Annotated in this window: 14 protein-coding genes; 12 read left to right on the top strand and 2 right to left on the bottom strand. The window is 32.8% G+C overall.

Going from position 1 to position 17,700, the window contains the following annotated elements; translation table 11 throughout:
• Positions 1 to 11 precede the first annotated feature (11 nt).
• From tssD (ACUXZJ_RS04305) to ACUXZJ_RS04350, 10 genes are all read left to right on the top strand, one after another.
• Positions 12 to 398, top strand: a complete 387-nt coding sequence (gene tssD / locus ACUXZJ_RS04305; protein WP_060383642.1) for a type VI secretion system tube protein TssD — start codon at positions 12 to 14, stop codon at positions 396 to 398.
• A 116-nt stretch (positions 399 to 514) separates the two neighbouring features.
• Positions 515 to 1,198 (top strand): hypothetical protein, encoded by a 684-nt coding sequence (locus tag ACUXZJ_RS04310; protein ID WP_060383641.1) that lies wholly within the window; start codon positions 515 to 517, stop codon positions 1,196 to 1,198.
• Positions 1,195 to 1,911, top strand: coding sequence for a hypothetical protein (locus ACUXZJ_RS04315; protein WP_060383640.1), 717 nt, complete (start codon positions 1,195 to 1,197; stop codon positions 1,909 to 1,911). The genes ACUXZJ_RS04310 and ACUXZJ_RS04315 overlap by 4 nt, the downstream gene beginning before the upstream one ends.
• A 5-nt stretch (positions 1,912 to 1,916) precedes the next feature.
• Positions 1,917 to 2,303, top strand: coding sequence for a type VI secretion system tube protein TssD (gene tssD, locus ACUXZJ_RS04320; protein ID WP_060383639.1), 387 nt, complete (start codon positions 1,917 to 1,919; stop codon positions 2,301 to 2,303).
• Between the two features lie 53 nt (positions 2,304 to 2,356).
• Entirely contained in the window at positions 2,357 to 4,462 is a 2,106-nt protein-coding gene (locus ACUXZJ_RS04325; RefSeq protein ID WP_446195867.1) for a type VI secretion system Vgr family protein, read from the top strand.
• A gap of 5 nt (positions 4,463 to 4,467) precedes the next feature.
• Complete coding sequence (locus ACUXZJ_RS04330; protein WP_088418995.1) at positions 4,468 to 5,811, top strand: hypothetical protein; 1,344 nt, start codon at positions 4,468 to 4,470, stop codon at positions 5,809 to 5,811.
• An 18-nt stretch (positions 5,812 to 5,829) separates the two neighbouring features.
• Positions 5,830 to 10,182, top strand: a complete 4,353-nt coding sequence (locus ACUXZJ_RS04335; RefSeq protein ID WP_446195869.1) for a DUF6531 domain-containing protein — start codon at positions 5,830 to 5,832, stop codon at positions 10,180 to 10,182.
• Between the two features lie 9 nt (positions 10,183 to 10,191).
• Complete coding sequence (locus tag ACUXZJ_RS04340) at positions 10,192 to 10,569, top strand: immunity 22 family protein (RefSeq protein WP_060383620.1); 378 nt, start codon at positions 10,192 to 10,194, stop codon at positions 10,567 to 10,569.
• A 503-nt stretch (positions 10,570 to 11,072) separates the two neighbouring features.
• On the top strand, positions 11,073 to 11,675 hold the full coding sequence (locus tag ACUXZJ_RS04345; protein ID WP_164850735.1) for an RHS repeat-associated core domain-containing protein: 603 nt from the start codon (positions 11,073 to 11,075) through the stop codon (positions 11,673 to 11,675).
• Positions 11,666 to 12,472, top strand: coding sequence for an NADAR family protein (locus ACUXZJ_RS04350; RefSeq protein WP_088420622.1), 807 nt, complete (start codon positions 11,666 to 11,668; stop codon positions 12,470 to 12,472). Before ACUXZJ_RS04345 ends, ACUXZJ_RS04350 begins: the two co-directional genes overlap by 10 nt.
• 428 nt (positions 12,473 to 12,900) lie before the next feature.
• Here the strand turns inward: ACUXZJ_RS04350 and ACUXZJ_RS04355 are convergent, their stop codons facing one another.
• Positions 12,901 to 14,175, bottom strand: a complete 1,275-nt coding sequence (locus ACUXZJ_RS04355; RefSeq protein WP_014165940.1) for a DDE-type integrase/transposase/recombinase — start codon at positions 14,173 to 14,175, stop codon at positions 12,901 to 12,903.
• A gap of 481 nt (positions 14,176 to 14,656) precedes the next feature.
• Here ACUXZJ_RS04355 and ACUXZJ_RS04360 point away from each other — a divergent pair, with 481 nt between their 5' ends.
• Entirely contained in the window at positions 14,657 to 14,986 is a 330-nt protein-coding gene (locus ACUXZJ_RS04360) for an RHS repeat-associated core domain-containing protein (protein ID WP_269465534.1), read from the top strand.
• Between the two features lie 73 nt (positions 14,987 to 15,059).
• Positions 15,060 to 15,413 (top strand): hypothetical protein, encoded by a 354-nt coding sequence (locus tag ACUXZJ_RS04365; RefSeq protein ID WP_063743529.1) that lies wholly within the window; start codon positions 15,060 to 15,062, stop codon positions 15,411 to 15,413.
• A gap of 432 nt (positions 15,414 to 15,845) precedes the next feature.
• On the opposite strand, the gene ACUXZJ_RS04370 is transcribed toward ACUXZJ_RS04365, so the two are convergent.
• Positions 15,846 to 17,672: a type VI secretion system baseplate subunit TssF gene (locus ACUXZJ_RS04370; protein ID WP_060383618.1), complete on the bottom strand. Its 1,827-nt coding sequence runs from the start codon at positions 17,670 to 17,672 to the stop codon at positions 15,846 to 15,848.
• Between the last annotated feature and the right edge of the window lie 28 nt (positions 17,673 to 17,700).

The following is a 17,700-nucleotide window of genomic DNA, read 5'->3' on the forward strand; positions in this document are numbered from 1 at the left end:
TCAATTATAACATGTCATTTAAAACAAAACTATCAGTAGCAGGAAAAGAGTACACAGTACTAAATGTAAATTATGGTCTGTTTCAGGAAACAGATGCAACAGGTAGACCTTCTACTGTTACCAGAGGTGGTAAAATTGAGTTAACTATTGAAGGTACAGCGGATACCTCTTTCTTTGAATGGATAACGAATTCATTTGAAAGAAAAGACGGTAGCGTAAAATTCTTCAAAAGAGATAGCGATGCTGTTCTAAAAGAATTAAAATTCTCAGAAGCTTACGTAGTAAAATTCAGAGAAAACTTTGATTCTACAGGCGTAAATCCACTAACTGAAACCTTTACTATTTCAGCTAAAAAAATTGAATTAGGTTCTGGAGCTTACGAAAACGAATGGGTATAGTAAAATTAAAAAAGAGTAACAGTTTTTGTTACTCTTTTTTACCAAAACATTAATTTTTTGAATACATCAGTTATAATAAAAGTTAAAATCAGGATATTTTTTAAATCTTTAAAATTATGAGTGAAAAAATAGCTAGAGAAGCAGAAAGAATAGCCAATGATGAAATCATAATAAATAGTTACAAAGATTTTTATGAAAATAAAGGTTATTTCCTAACAAAAAATGGAGGATTAGCAAATGCCAAAAGAAAACCTCTTCATTTTCCTTCAACATCTAATGGATTTAGCAAGAAATGGATGGACAGTTCTTGGTTTGTCCTGACCCAAAGAAAATATTTACTTTTATTAGCACGATTTGACAAAGATAAAAAAGTAACCGATTCGGATTATTCTGCCCTAAAACAAGCTTATAATAATTGGGAATCAGGATATTATGTAGTTTTTTATGGAGAAGATGCCAAATGGTCTTGCAATTTATTTGTAGGAGAAGCTTTATTTATGGCAGGTTATAATATTCTGTCTAATGGCAAATATTTATCCGCTAGACAAATATGGAACGGAGAAAAATTAAAATCGGTCAAAAAACAAGACGTACAAAGAGGAGACATTGTTGCTTTTGGAGGAACCCACGTAGAAATTGTTACACAAGTACGTAGAGGACAATTATTTGAAGACGATGAATTTTGTTCCAGAGGAGCTGGAAGAGGAGCTACTGACAATGGTACTGAAAAATGCGATGCAAACAGTTGGTGGGGAAGTAGAGAAATAGATAATGATAACATCAAATTTTTTAGACCTTGAAAACATATAAATTATTATTATTCTTACTCCTTTCTATAGCAATCGCATGTAAGCAAGAAAAAAGAAAACACACCGTTTTATTCTATACTGATTCTTCCTTTACACAAAAAGAAGATTCTTTATTTATTGATAGTTTACAACAAATCAAACAAGAACATTTCGTTAAAATAATAGAGCCAGATAAAAAGTCTTTCGAACAAGGCAAAATTGTCAATGGAATTAAAGTTGGAAAATGGCAAAAATATCTAAATCTATCAAATCAAAATACAATACATGAAGAATACAACTATTCACAAAAAGGAGATTTAATAAATGCCAAAATATGGGATCCTAAAACCCATAAAATGATAGAAGACAAAAATTATCTCAATGATAATTTAGTTGGAATACAACAAGATTTTTACCCAACAGGAAAATTACACATACGCTTTGAAACAGATCAAAATGGAAGTTTTATAAATAATTATACCGTACTCTCTAAAGAAGGAAAAAAAGTTTACCAATCCTTTTTAGGAAAAACAGGAACAGGATATATAAAATACTATGATAAAGATCATTTTCTTATCTGGGAAGGTAGGTTTAAAAACAAGAAAAAAGTTGGCTGGCATTATGAATATCTAATTGGATATGAAGGAAAAGTGATAGAAAAACAATGCAATTATTATAAAGAGGACAGTTTGATTCAAACAAAAATAGAAAATTTTAAAAATTAATATATATGTCATTTTTAGCTAAATTAGAATTAGACGGTAACATGTACAACATTCTAGAATGTAAGTACAATTTTACACAAACAATAGATAACACAGGTAAACCTCAAGGAATGCCACAAGGAGGTGAAATTTTTATTCGTATTGAAAGTACTGGAAAACCCGACTTCCTAGATTGGATGTTAGATCACAATAAAGCAAAAGACGGTAAGATAATATTTTATCGTAGAGATGCCATGAGCAAATTGCAAGAATTACAATTTGAAAAAGGATATTGCATCTTTTTTGAAGAACATTTTACTTCAGAAAGCAAAGAGCCCTTACAAATATCCATTCGTATTGTTGCTAAGAACTTTGACGTAAATGGCGTATCACACGATAAAAAGTGGCGATAATTCATTTCTTTTAACAATAAAGATATCATAATTAAACTCTAAAAACTAAGGATATGCCGCTTAAAGATACAGATTCAAAAAATCCGATAAAAAATGGATTAGACGGAGTTAAAACACAACTTGTTGAACAACTAAAACAAGAATCCATAAAAACCATCGAAACAGAAGCAACTCAAAAAGCTTCTGAGCAATTATCCAGCCCCGCATTTAACCAATTAGTAGCCAACAAAGACACTATTAAAAACGCAGGGCACTATTTAAACAATCAAAAAACAGAGGAAATGGGAAGTTTTGAGAATCCCCAAAAAAACGATGGGTTAATAGGAAGATTAAACCATCCTGATGACCTTAAAAAACATTTTTCAAAAAAAACATTTCATGATTTTTTAAACGAAAAAGACAGTCCTTTAGTTTATTGCACCCTTCGTATAGATGGTAAAGATTTTTTAGCAAAAAACACATATACAGTTGATTTAAAACAATTTACCAACGAACATGATATCTTTACAATCATTACACCCGACGACTCTCTAGATAGTTTCGAAGGCTACGTAATGGAAAATTCTAAAAACATATTAGGAAAAAAAATAAGTATTAATTTCCATCGTTTTGGTAGCATTACACAAACTTTTACCGGAATAATAGCCAATATTCGTAATAAAAAAGACGAAGGAGGTGGGTATGGAAAACTCTACATCACAGGGCATTCTCCTAGCATACTATTAGAAAATGGCAAAGATTGCCAAAGCTATGAAAATAAAAAACTAGACGAAATCATCAAACAAGCCCTAGCGGAATACAACGGAGAAGTAGCAATATCTACTAAAAACATCAATACAGATTACACCATTCCCTATTGTGTACAATATAAAGAATCAGACTACCAGTTCATTAAAAGATTAGCCCACAGATATGGCGAATACTTTTATTACGACGGCGAAAGTCTAATTTTTGGAAACGAAATCAAAGACACCATAGAATTAGGTGAAAACATAGATTTAATAGACATAGAATTTGAAATGATGATCAAACCTCAACTTTTCAAATATTTATCATACGACAGTATTTCAGCCGAAGTAAAAGAAAAAGATTCAGATGCTGTAAAAAACAACGTTCAACGAAAAACAAACCCCTTTCAACAAGCAGCAATAGAAGCCTCTGAAAAAGTATTCCGAAAAAAATCTGAAATGCTTTTTAATGCCACCTCACAACAAACCGTAGAAAAAGATCTAAAAGAAATGGCACGTCGTCAGAAAGAAAGTCGTGAACACACTATGCAAGTAAGAGGAAGAAGCCGTGATCCTAAACTAAGAATAGGAGGTAAAGCCAAAATATCCGACATCAATGCCAAAGCCATGGAAACCTACCGCATCATTGAAATCTATCATTACCATGATGGCAGTGAATATTACAACGAATTTGTAGGCATACCTGATATCTTTATTTCACCATTCTTTGATGAAGACGCTTTTCCCACTTGCGAAGAACAATCAGCTATTGTCATGCAAAATGACAATCCACAAGGAATGATAAAAGTCCAATTCCCTTGGCAAAAGAAAAAAGGATTAACCACCCCTTGGTTAAGAGTCGTAACCCCTTATGCAGGAAAGGGCAAAGGAATGCACATTATTCCTGAAGTAGGAGAAGAAGTAATTATAGGATTTGACAATGGCAATGCCGAAAGACCCTTTGTATTTGGAGCCATGTTTAATGGCAAAGCTAGTGCAGGCAAAGGCGGATCAGGCAACTACATCAAAGGTTTGCAAACAGCCAGCGGAAACAAATTACACATGGATGATAATGCGGGAAGTGTACACCTTACCGATAAAGGCAGTGTTGATTTAAAATTTGACGGAGCAGGAAATGCCACTGTTAATGCCAATGAAAGCATTACATTTACTTGTGGAGGAGCAGAAATTAAAATGACAAAAGACGGTACAATTGTAATTAGCGGCGATGTAAAAGTAAAAATAGAAACAAAAGAAGCAGAAATAACAGGTACCACCTCTGTAAAAACCAACAGCGAATCCCTTATTGAAGAAAAAGCACCTAAAATAGGAATAAACGGAGAAACAGAAGTAGCTATAGAATCTACAACCGTTAACGTAAATGGCTCTGCCATGACCAATGTAAAAGGAGGAATTGTAAACCTTAACTAACCAATATGCAAAGCAACGAACACAACCCTATTGCCGTTCGCATAAGTAAAATAGCCAAGCTTTGGACTAATGCCAGAAAAAACAAACCCAAAGCTAGGTTGTTTCAACTAGTATGCTACCAAGAAGACTTTATTTTAGTTAATGGATTTATTCAAATAGAAGCATCAGAACATGGCAAAAGTCCTGATTCTTTCCTTCTTTTTTCCATTGATTTTGAAAACGAAAATCAGTACATTTATGATTTTACAAAGGAATGGATAACCTCTTTTGATAGAGATTTACAAAGTTATCCTCATTGGAATTGGATAGAATTTGAAGAATTAAAAAAAGAATTTTATACAATATCTCATAAAAATTCAAATGAACTGAAAGATCTTTTTATTCGACTACTTGTAAGTTTTAAAAAATTTGAATCCAAAAAAGAGAATCTAATCATTATAAGTCTAGTTCCTAAAAAAGTATCTAATTATGAAAATTATCATCTTTTTATAAAACAACTCCTTTCACCCATCCTTAAGGATTACGGAATACTTTTGATTGATTTTAAAGGAAAAGAAAAACATACAAAACTTGTAGATAATCTTGACACCCTGGCTGTCACAATAGACGTTCCCGATCAAAATATGGCAAGTTCTTATAAAGAATTAGCCACGCAAGGAAATCCCAACGATCCACAAGTTAAATTCAGAAAGTATCTTTTTGAAATAGGCGAAAGCGCATCTAAAAATGACAAAGAACAAGTACATTATTGGGGAAAACAAATGCTTACCCTAACACAATCTACAGGAGACCCTTCTTTTTGGGCATCTGCCCATTTGATTTACGCTGGTTTTTTATTTCAATTCAAAGATGATGCTAAAACCTTACGTTTACTAGACAAAGGTATTCTAATAGCAGAAGCAAACTATCAAAAAAAACCTGAATTAGCAGGCACACTCATACAACTCTATTCCTACAAAGCTTCTTATTACAGTATGACAGGAAAAAAAGAGGAAGCTATACAAAACTTTATCAAACAAGCTCAAATAGCGGAAAACGTTGAAATGATAGAACAGATGATTTTAGCCAATATTTATGCACTACTACTCATTAAAAATGACAGTAATCATTTATACCAAAAAATCATCAAAAATAGTTTTGAAAAAGGATACCACCTGTCGGACGAATTATTAAAGGTTATCAATTTTGCATTTATCACAGAAAAATACCTTTATATAAATAGTACAAATATTACAACATCTGAAAAACATCAGATAGAAGAAAGAATGCAATCCATTTACGGTAAAGAGTGGAGAGAATATGCCAAAAAAATATCCTCATCTACCCAACCAGTCTATGAAAACACTTAAAAAAAACACATTTCAAGTATGTTATTAGCAGATAATCACTTTACACCCGTAATAGGTATAGATATTCATTTTACAACGCTGCCTCCTTTCAATCCCTTTCATCCCTATATAGGTATTGTTATAGATCCAGCAGACTACATTCCTTTTGTAGGAGCTACCGTACATGTTAATGGTATGAAAAGAGGCGTTTCTGACACCAGTGGTATTATTATACCCTTAGTACATATCCCTCTCTTTACGCCTCCTTGGTTGATGACCCCCATTATTGGACATGAAAGTATGAACTTTTTTTCATCACAAAATGTATATGCAGACGGAACCCGATTAAGCCCCAAAGGGTATTCCGTAATGACCTGTAATGATATAGGAATTCCTCTTTCCCTTAGTTTAGGAAAAACTAAAATTGGCAAAAAGATGATTCCTTTTGCGCCTACCCTATTTGCCCCAACCTCTTTTTCTATACCTATTCCTACAGGACCCCCTGTGATGGTGGGGGGACCTTATGTACCTGACTGGGGAGGAGCCTTAACAGGACTCCTATCCAGTATAGGTTTTAGTACCCTAATGAAATACGGGAAAAAAGCATTCAATCATTTACTAAAAAATTCCGTTGGTCCCAACTCGCTTAGCAAACTACTTTGTAAAGCAGGATTTGAGCCTATTAATCTTATCAACGGAGCTGTTTTTTATGAAGGAACCGATTTTGAAATCCCATCGCCTCAACCCATAAAATGGGAAAGACAATGGTATTCAGACTCCGCCTTTAAAGGCTGGTTAGGACATGGGGTACATTGTAATTACGACCGTTGCGTAGAATTATTTCCAGAAGAAGAAGCCCTAGGATTACGATTAGAAGATGGCAGAATTGTTGCTTTTCCCCTACTAGAAATAGGTGATGATTTTTATCTTAGACAAGAAAAAATCACCATTACCCGTTATCCCAACCATTACCAAGCTTTTGATCATACCTCTTTTACCACCTATATTTTTGATCATTATAACGGTTATAACCAATACCGTATGACCCAAATTATAGACAAAGCAGGACTTACAACCCGACTTTATCTAAACGGAGACCATCTTCTAATGATAGAAGACTGTGCGGGTAGAAAAATAAAAGCCTATACCAATAGCATAGGACTCATTACACAACTCTCCCTCATTCATCAAAAAGGAGAAGACCTACTAATATCCTATTCCTACGACCAAGATCACAACATGATTCGTATTACAGATGCTTTACAAAAAAGCACCCATATAAAATACCAAAATCATCTCATGATCGAAAAAACCGACCGAAACGGACAGACTTTCTATTGGGAATACGACGGTACCAAAACAGGCGCAAAATGTACCCACACTTGGGGCGATGGCGGTTGGCAAGAAGGCTGGATAGAGTATTTTCCTGAAAAAGGATACAACCTTGTTAGAGATGCTAACCAAGCCGTAACCACCTACTACTACGAACCTAATCAGCTCGTAACCCAAGTTACAGATCCCCTTGGAAACAGCCATTTTACCGAATATACCGAGTATATGGAAATCTATCGTCAGATAGACCCAGAAGGACACATGACCGGATATACCTATGATGAATTTGGAAACAAAACCTCTATAGTATATCCTGATGCCAGCGTAGCCCAATATATTTACGACAAAGAACAACGCCTATCTATTGTAATAGATCCCGAAGGCAATCAAACCACCTATACCTACAAAAAAAATCAAAAATACCTCCTTAACAGTATTATAGAACCCGATAACGGCATTACCCAACTTGATTATAACCCAAAAGGACTCATAAGCGAAATAAGCAAAGAAGGCAACCGATCTAAACTAGAATACGACACCCAACACAACCTTATTTCCTTTACCGATCATGAAGGAAATGCTACTCTATGGGACTACAATTACCGTGGAGAAGTCATTAGCGTACAAAGCCCAGGAAGCAATCCACAAACCTTTGGATACGACATCTTAGGTAGAATTACCTCCATAAAAGGAGCCGACCACAACGTTACAACACTCGTATACAACGCCTACGATGAAGTAATAGAAGCACAAGACCAACATCATACCATAAAGTTTGATTACACCCCCCTAGGAAGTCTTAAAATGCGTGAGGAAAACAAAACCAAAGTATTTTTTGACTACGACAAAATGGAACAATTGGTAAGCATTACCAACGAACACAACGAAAAATACCGTTTTACAAGAAACAAAGCAGGACACATTACCCAAGAAGAAGGATTTGATGCCCTAACCAGAAGATACCAGCGCAACGCAAACGGATGGGTAATCCGAACCCAAAGACCTGAAAACCGATGGTCTGAATACCAATACGATGCCCTAGGACGCATTGTACGAGCCCACCATAACGACGGAACTTGGGAAAGTTTTGCGTATAACAAGCTAGGCCAACTCTTACATGCCAAAAACCAAGATGTCAGCATTCTTTTAGAACGAGACAAAATGGGACGCGTTATAAAAGAAACCCAAACCAGTGACTTCAAGGGCGATCAAGGATTTACAATCATTTCTGAATACGACCGCAACGGAAACCGCATCAAGATGACCTCCTCCCTAGGAGCTCAAGTACAAAACACCTATAACCCAAAAGGCCTTTTAGAAAAAATTACAGCCCAAACAACCGCTCTAAAAGAAGCCCAAAAACAAGCCTGGGAAACCCAGCTCAAACACAATGCCCTAGGACAAGAAATAGAACGAAGCATTACAGGAGGACTTACCCTAAGTATGCAGTATGATGCCGCAGGAAGACCCATTGCCCAAAAAGTACACCGAGGACATAAAGACACCTATCATCGTACCTATACCTGGAACGCCAACCACCGATTACAACAAACCATAAACGCCCTTACAGGAGGACAAGTACAATATGTATACGATCGTTTTGGCAACCTTGCCTCCGCCCAATACGAAGACGGAAGCTACGACTACAAACTACCCGATGAAGTAGGTAACCTTTACAAAACCAAAGAACAAAAAGACCGGGTATATGGCAAAGGAGGCAAACTCCTAAAAGACCTAGACTGGCACTACCTATACGATGCCGAAGGAAACCTGCGCCTAAAAAGCAAACGCAACGTAGCACAAGCACAAATACAAAAACGTCAAGAGGAAAAAGAAAAAGAAAAACCAGCCCGATTTTCTTTCTTTATAGAAGAAATTTCAGACACCAAACCCAAACGAGGAGAACTAGCCTACTACTTACAAACAGACCGTATTTATACAAAAGAAGAAAAACAAGAATACACCCGATTAAAAGAAAAACAAGAACTAGAAGAAACAACCAACCAACAATGGCAACGAGGCGATTGGGAATACAACTGGTATGGCAACGGGATGCTAAAAAGTGTAAAAAAACCCGATGGCACCCTTGTAACCATGGAATATGACGCTTTAGGAAGAAGAATAAAAAAGATTTGTAATGAAAAAACAAATCGTTATCTTTGGGATGGAAACGTTCTTTTGCATCAGTGGACCTACCAAAAAGGACAAGAAGCTCAAAGCTCTGTTAACGATCTAGGAGAAGTTTATCTAAGTCAAAAAGAAACCGTAGAGGATTTAGTTACTTGGATTTACCAAGAAAATAGCTTTGTACCTAGTGCTAAAATACAAGGAGAAGAACAATTTAGTATAATTTCTGATTATATAGGCAGACCCCTACAATGTTATAACGAAAAGGGCTCTTTAGTATGGAGCACAGACTATAATATTTACGGAGGTTTACGCAATTTTAGCTCGCCTATTAATCTAACCCCAGACTTTATTCCTTTTAGACAACTCGGACAGTATGAAGACCCCGAATTAGAAGGTCTTTATTACAACAGGTTTCGATATTATGATTGTAGTATTGGGAATTATATTTCTCAAGACCCTATTGGTTTACTTGGAAATAATCCAACTTTTTATGGGTATGTAAGTGATAGTAATACACAAGCAGATGTATTAGGATTAAATCCTTGGCCTAAAGGAGGTTTTAATGAATGGTTTAATAATGCTTCTGTTCAAGATATTGCTAATAACAAAGATGCCGTTTCAGAGGCATTAAGAAAACCAGGTGGTAAACACGAAATGTTTCCTGTATCTCAAGCAACTAAAGCTAAAGAATTAGGTTTTACAGCTGAAGAAATAAAAAAGATGACTGTTGACACAGATAGAATAACTTTTACTGGTGTTACTGATTCGGCTGGTAATGTCTTACCTGATGGGGCTCATCACGGTAGTAGAGCAGGTAGACATTTTCATAATAAACTAATAAAAGATTTGAAAGGAGCTACCTCCAAACGTGAAGCGAAAAAAATTATTGCAAGACATCATAAAGCACATATGAAATTAAGTTGTAAATAAATTATAATTATGGATTATTTAGATAAAATTTTCCTTTGGTTAGGAAACAGTACTAAAACAGAACAAGAGTTCAATGATTATTTTAAATTAGATTACTCAGAAAATGAAAATAAAAAAATATGCGGTTTTTGTTTAGATATAGGTAAAAAATGGTATGATGAAGATTTTATTGGATATTTAAAATTTCCAAAGAATACTGATATTTTTGAAATATTAGAAGAAGTTCCTATTAATTCATCAGAAAAAGAAACAGTAGTAAAAAAATGTAATGACTTGGGTTTGAATACAGTTAATGCTGTTTATTGGTATTCAGGAGAAATTGAAACACCTAAATTTGATAAAGATTATAATGATTTAAAATACATTGGTGAATTTATGCTTGACTAATTTACTTAATTTTGTTCTACACTAAAAACTAAAAGTTCTCATTTTCGAGAGTTTCTTGAAACTTTTAATTAATGAATAAAAGCCTGCTATTTCTACGATCTTTTTATAAAAAGAGTCCCTTATAAAGAGAGTTATGAAATAATAAATTAAAAATACCAAACAACGAACAGGCTAAAAAACTGTTCGTTGTTTCCTCTTTTTAGGATGGAAACGTTCTTTTACATGAGTGGGATTACCAAAAAGGAGAAGAACATGAAACTTCTGTTAATAATCTAGGAGAAGTTTTTTTTAGTCAAAAAGAAAAGGTTAATAATCTAGTTACGTGGGTATATGATAGGAATAATTACAACCCAAGGGCAAAGATTTTAGGAGAGGAAGTTTATAGCATCATAAATGATTATTTAGGAACTCCTGTACAAGCTTATAATAGTAACGGAAAATTAATTTGGGAAAGAGAACTTGATATTTACGGAAAGACACGTAAAATAGAAGGAGATCAAAACTTGATTCCGTTCTTATATCAAGGACAATATTATGATCACGATATTGAGTTAGCATATAACCGATTTAGGTATTATAATCCAGAAACAGGAACTTACATAAGTCAGGATCCAATAAAACATTGGGGAGGATCCAATCTTTATTCCTTTGTTAAAGATAGTAACCAATGCGTAGATATTTTTGGTTGGGAAGATATATGGTTTAGAGCGTTAAACCAAAACGATATGACCAGTTTGAATTCTGGAGGGAATATTATTCCTAAAGACCCGACAGCTACAAGAACTGCTTACGAACACGTTTTAAATGGCTCAACTGATGGTTACGCAGACCAATATATTTCATTAACTAAAGAAAGAAAATTTGCAGAAAAATGGGCTAAAAAATCAGGCACAGATGTAGTTGAAATTGATTTAGATAAAGTATCTAATAATAAATTGAATTTGAACACTCCAGAAGGCAGAAAAATTCATTTGGGCGATGTAAGTAACAATCCTACAGATGAGCTAAGAAAAGTAAATAAATACGCAAAAGGCGCAAGTGAGCTTTTAGTTGATGGAGAAATTGATAAAAATGCAATAGTTAAAAGATATAAACCATGTACGTAGATTATTTAAATGAATATTTAGAGTATAATGATAGTGATAGTGAATTAGAATTTTGTCTACGAATAGATGCAGAGTGGAATGAAGAAAGTTTTAAAAAATTATTTAATATTTTAATGCTATTCTTTGAGAACTGTAAAAATGAAAATGAAATTCCTAGTGAAATTGATTATTTTTTTAGTAGTACAATCAATAGAATAATAGGAATTATTTCAAATCCCTTATTTACAGTAAATAATTTCATTGGAATTAAAAATAAAGATTATAAAAAAATCATTTCCAAAAAAATTGATACACTAAAAGAGTTAAAATCTATTTATGAAAACCGTCTTTTTTTAAAATATTATTTTTTTTATGGTTATAATAATCCATTATCACAATGGTACAAATCTAATTTTATAATAGATAACATAACATTTAATTCAGCTGAACAATGGATGATGTATTCAAAAGCTAAATTGTTTAATGATACTGAAAAAATGTTAGAAATCATAAATGAACCAAATGCTAGTAATCAAAGAAAATTAGGTAGACAAATAAAAGGTTTCAAAGAAGATGTTTGGATTGAAAAAAGAGAGGAAATAATTTATGCTGGAAACTTAGCAAAATTTGCTCAAAACGTAGAATTAAGACTTTTTTTAAAAAACACAGAGAAAATGATTTTAGCGGAAGCCAGTCCAGTTGATTTAATTTGGGGAATTGGGTTTTCTATAAATGATCTAGAAAGGTTTGATAATATAAAATGGAAAGGAATAAATTTACTTGGTAAAATTTTGATGGAAATTAGAGATAAAATTTAAATTAATTACTTTCTGAAATTTTCATAAACTATCTTTAAATACACCTGCTATCTCTACGATCTTTTTATAAAAAAGAGTCCCTTATAAAGAGAGTTATGAAATAATAAATTAAAAATACTAAACAACGAATAGGCTAAAAAACTGTTCGTTGTTTCATCTTTTTAGGATGGAAACGTTCTTTTACATGAGTGGACATATCTAAAAGGGCAGGAGGCAGAAACTTCTGTTAACGATCTAGGAGAAGTTTATCTAAGTCAAAAAGAAACCGTAGAGCTGCTACTTCTACGATCTTTTTAGAAAAAAGAGTCCCTTATAAGGGAAGTATTTGATAATAAGAATATTACAAAAAAGTGATTTTTAAACGATAGAAATTATAAAAGAAAATTAACTTCAATTTACTTTAGATTGTAGTTGATTTTCTTTTTTTGTTACTCCATACATTTTTTGCAGTTATTTTTGTTGTTTTGCTCTTTTCTAAATTGCTTTTGAGCTTGAAAATGAGAATTATAGTGCGAAATAGATATCGTTTTTCCGTTGTAAGTTTCAAAAGGAGTATTTCCTTTTAATGAATGCTGTGGACGAATATTACAGTAATTACGTATAATCTGTGGGAATGTATTATAAAGTTGCAGAGTATTTTCGATATGCAACTGATAAAGATATTGATACTTTAGGGTTTTATTAATAGCTTCAATCATAGAGTTAGAACTAGCAATATCCTTTTGAGCAATGTTGTGAATAATATTTGGTTCAATACTTTTAATGTATTCTTTGACAGTTGTGTTTATATTTTCTACCCCGCCATCGGTTACAAACTCTATTGTAGTAGGTTTAGGGAGTTCCTTAAAAGTATTTTGCAATAATTCTTTAATAGCTTTTGGACTTGGTTTTAAACCGATATACCATCCTAAAATCATTCGGGAGTAATGATCTATAAGTAAGTGGATGTAATGTTTTACGCCATTAGCTGTTTTAAAGATTGTGATATCAGCACACCAAATTTGATTAGGTTTAGTAGTTAGAAGTGGTGAATATTCAGGCTTGTTTTGTAAATGTCTACCATTATCAATTCCAAGTAAACTGCTGTACTTATAAAATGTGGCTAAACAAAAACTGAAATCTTTTTTGCGCAATCCCATATAATAGATAGAAGACTTTGACCAAGATTTATAATCACTATTGTTAAAATATTCTTTTATCTTGATAACTTCTTGGTTCAAAAGTTGTTGTGGGTAACGTTTTACACACCAAAAAATATACGAAGCTTCACATTTGTTTAATACTTGTATTTTATAGTTTTGGTAAGTGGCACGTGAAATCCTAAATAACTTAATTGCTTCATCTATAGAAATCCAATTTTTAATGCTCTCTATGGTATTCACAATTATATCCTTATTTTTTTTAAGAACTTTATTGAAATCTTTGATTTGATCAAAAATTGTATACGCTCCTTTGAGTAGTTGTATATAAGCTCTGGAAAGTTTTTTGCTACTAGGAAACTCATTTTGATTTTGAAATAATTCAATATCTTGATCAATCAACCCATTTAAAGTATAATCAATATATTTGTTTTCAGGCTCTTTCAACCATCTAGATAAATTACTGGAAGGGATCAACTTTAAAAGTTCTGTTGATAATAATCCCTTACGAGCAAAAATTTTGGTATTGGTATGATAGGAATTTCTGTGTTTAACAGTCTGCATTTTGAAAAAAGGCGAATGTAAAAAATATCCTTATTTTTTGGTATCAAATTTTGTATCAAAAACATTATTACGCTATTTTTGAAACTATGAAATTACTAGGACTCTTTTTTATCCTGTTGCTAATATCTTGGAACTCATACCACGAATGCCTAAAGGATGTTTGTCAATGGCTCAAAAGGGGGTTGTAGAGGAGTAAAAAGAGTTACGGCATTTTGTATGAGATGGAAACGTTCTTTTACATGAGTGGGATTACCAAAAAGGAGAAGAACATGAAACTTCTGTTAATAATTTAGGAGAAGTTTTTTTAAGTCAAAAAGAAAAGGTTAATAATCTAGTTACGTGGGTATATGATACGAATAATTACAACCCAAGCGCAAAGATTTTAGGAGAGGAAGTTTATAGCATCATAAATGATTATTTAGGAACTCCTGTACAAGCTTATAATAGTAACGGAAAATTAATTTGGGAAAGAGAACTTGATATTTACGGAAAGACACGTAAAATAGAAGGAGATCAAAACTTGATTCCGTTCTTATATCAAGGACAATATTATGATCACGATATTGAGTTAGCATATAACCTATTTAGGTATTATAATCCAGAAACAGGAACTTACATAAGTCAAGACCCTATTGGACTCTTGGGTGGAAACGAATTATATGCTTATGTGCAAAATTCAAATATACAAATTGATAAATTCGGGTGGTATTCAGATTTATTAGATACGGGCATGGGACACCATCTTATGCCAAGATCTGTAGCAAAAAAATTAGACATTACAACCCAAGAGGTAAAAACCCTAAACCAATAGGAAGTCAGTTTGCTATATTTACTGATAAAGCCGCTAAACTATTTGATAATTTTAAAGTAAAATGTAGTTAAATATGAAATATAAAGACGAATTAGTATTTATTAATAATGAAACAGGCGAAAAATTAATTTTTAATTTTAACACTTGGATTGAAGTAATTAAAGGGATCATAGTTAAATATACAAATAAAGCATCTCTTGAAGCTGAAGATTTAATTATGAAAAGAAATTTTTTAATGCCTGAAACATATAATCAGGTGATATTTTACAGCCATGACACTGAATATCACTGGGCTATGTTACTTGTATATGGTGATAACTATTGGTTAAATGGTATTAATAGCGATGAACCTATTGATTATTTGGAATGGGATCAAGAATATAGGAAGATAAATTCTCTGAAAGAAGAATCATTTGAATTCGTTTAAGAAAAACACCACCGCTACCGCACGAATCCTTTCGTGTGGTTTAGTATAGAAAACAAAAAAGCTGTTATTATTGACGGCTAATTAATAACAACCCTGCTACTTCTACGATCTTTTTAGAAAAAAGAGTCCCTTATAAGGGAAGTGTTTGAGAATAAGAATATTACAGAAAAGTGATTTTTAAACGATAGAAATTATAAAAGAAAATTAACTTCAATTTACTTTAGATTGTAGTTGATTTTCTTTTTTTGTTACTCCCTGCTATTCCTACGATCTTTTTATAAAAAGATCGTAGGAATAGCAGTTCATGAGGACAATAGTTATTATGATGCCATTTTAGAGTTTCTATGTTAATACCCAATTCCCTTGCCACTGATTGTAAAGTGTCGTCTTTTTTGACTTTATATGTGCGCCAAGTAAAACTCATGAATTAATTTAGATGGTGTTTAGGGTATAAGGGTACACATTTGAGGATGCTTTTTTAAGATTAATTAAAAAGCTATCGCATAAATAGTGCCATTCAGATTCTTTCATGACTTCTGTTATTTCTGTGTTTTTATATAGATAGATATCTATTGTTCTGGCAAAACCTTCTTTTGTAGAGCTTTCTTTTTTGGTTCCTTTTTTTACTTCAATCTTTGTAATTGTATTTTTAAAGTGGTTTAGACCATATGCTTTAATGTCAGCTATTGTTACAATTCTTCCGCGGGTTAGTAAGGAGTTTCTGTATTCGAGTATTTTATCTTTAGTAGACAGTCCTTTTCTTCCACCAACCGTTGGAGTTACTAACATGATGTTTTTTTCTAAGAGCATAGTTCCTGCTTCTTCTAAGGATAAAACGGTACCAATTTTGATATCATTTGCTTCATCTCCTAGAGTTGTCCAAAAGGCTATATTACAAAAGAAACCACCTTCGTCTTTAGATGTAGCATTAACGGTTAGGTAGGGGTTATTGGGTTTTTCAAAATCTTTTTCTTTGGATAGTTGATATAAAGCGGCAACATTTTGGTTAATTTGTTTTAGAGTTTCTCTGGTTGCGTCGTTTCCTATGCTCATAAAAGAAGCCGTTTCATCTTTAATAAGTTCTAGGAGTTGTTGTAAGAGATCGGATGCTCTTCTTTGGTCAAAACGAGAAACGCCTCCGTGTCTGAGTGTAACGGTTCCGGATTTATTATCATTGTAATTTCTTAAATCGTAACGATAGCCTTCGTCATTTGAAACATAATCTAGGTCTAAGAAAAATTCATCGGAATCTACGGGAACTATGTTTAGAGCACCTGTAACTCTATGAGACGCTCTTGAAATCCTTTTGTTTACTACGGGTAAACAGTTGAGGTTTATGGATACATTTTCTAGAACGTCATTCCCTATTGTTTCGGTTAATTCAACTCGTAGCCATATAATAGACTTATCGTGTTCTAACTTATGACCTGTAAAATAATGTTGAAACAATGTATCTACATCGGTTTTTTCAGTATGATTAATAGTGCCATTTAAGGTGAAAAAATTAGGTAGATAAAAATTATTTATTCTATTATTTATTTGGTCTAGATTAGAATAATTTTTACGAACAATATTTTCAAAATTGAAGGCTTCTTCGGTGGCGTTATATCCTTCATTAAAAGAGAACTCTTGATTTCCGAAGTATATTTTAGCTTGTCGTAAGTAGTAGAAGAATAGATCTTTTTGATAACTATTGTTAATGTTTACATAAAATGTTGGATTGATAATATTTTCAGTATCAGTGCATTTTAATCCTATCCATAATTCTCCTTTTGGTATGAAGTTATCGGAAGTATTGATAATATCGTTAAAAAAGAAATTATCAATTTTTTTTAAAGAATTTCCATAGGCTAAATATTCTACTTTAGCGGTAGTTAATGTAGTTTCTATTGTAGGGCCAAAAAAGACATCTTTGTGTATAATTTCAGTAGGATTATAAATATTGGTGATTTTTTTAGTTCCTTTAAACTGATTGTATTTTGATATTTTTATATTGTTTTCTGTAGGGAACAATTGTACAACAGCACTAGAAGGAGTTACGCCTGATACTTCTTCGGGAAACATAAGGTCTAATACTCTTTCAATTATTCTTGATCTAGAATCTTCTAGATCAGTATTTAATTTTTCTAATTCTGAAGCACAAGCAGTTAGTAATAATCCAACAATGGGGTCAAAAGAAGATTCTGTTTGTAATTCATTAAAGCCCCATAGTCTAGATGCTTTTCTTAAAATACGATCTTTGATGCGTTCTTGATTCATAGTATTTTATTTTAGATGATAAAAGAAA

This window comes from Flavobacterium sp. TN-1 (assembly GCF_052828645.1).

Bases quoted from the DNA above. Each gene is read 5' to 3' on its own strand.
- tssD (WP_060383642.1), top strand. From the start codon at position 12: ATGTCATTTAAAACAAAACTATCAGTAGCAGGAAAAGAGTACACAGTA.
- ACUXZJ_RS04310 (WP_060383641.1), top strand. From the start codon at position 515: ATGAGTGAAAAAATAGCTAGAGAAGCAGAAAGAATAGCCAATGATGAA.
- tssD (WP_060383639.1), top strand. From the start codon at position 1,917: ATGTCATTTTTAGCTAAATTAGAATTAGACGGTAACATGTACAACATT.
- ACUXZJ_RS04325 (WP_446195867.1), top strand. From the start codon at position 2,357: ATGCCGCTTAAAGATACAGATTCAAAAAATCCGATAAAAAATGGATTA.
- ACUXZJ_RS04330 (WP_088418995.1), top strand. From the start codon at position 4,468: ATGCAAAGCAACGAACACAACCCTATTGCCGTTCGCATAAGTAAAATA.
- ACUXZJ_RS04335 (WP_446195869.1), top strand. From the start codon at position 5,830: ATGTTATTAGCAGATAATCACTTTACACCCGTAATAGGTATAGATATT.
- ACUXZJ_RS04340 (WP_060383620.1), top strand. From the start codon at position 10,192: ATGGATTATTTAGATAAAATTTTCCTTTGGTTAGGAAACAGTACTAAA.
- ACUXZJ_RS04350 (WP_088420622.1), top strand. From the start codon at position 11,666: ATGTACGTAGATTATTTAAATGAATATTTAGAGTATAATGATAGTGAT.
- ACUXZJ_RS04355 (WP_014165940.1), bottom strand. From the start codon at position 14,175: ATGCAGACTGTTAAACACAGAAATTCCTATCATACCAATACCAAAATT.
- ACUXZJ_RS04365 (WP_063743529.1), top strand. From the start codon at position 15,060: ATGAAATATAAAGACGAATTAGTATTTATTAATAATGAAACAGGCGAA.
- ACUXZJ_RS04370 (WP_060383618.1), bottom strand. From the start codon at position 17,672: ATGAATCAAGAACGCATCAAAGATCGTATTTTAAGAAAAGCATCTAGA.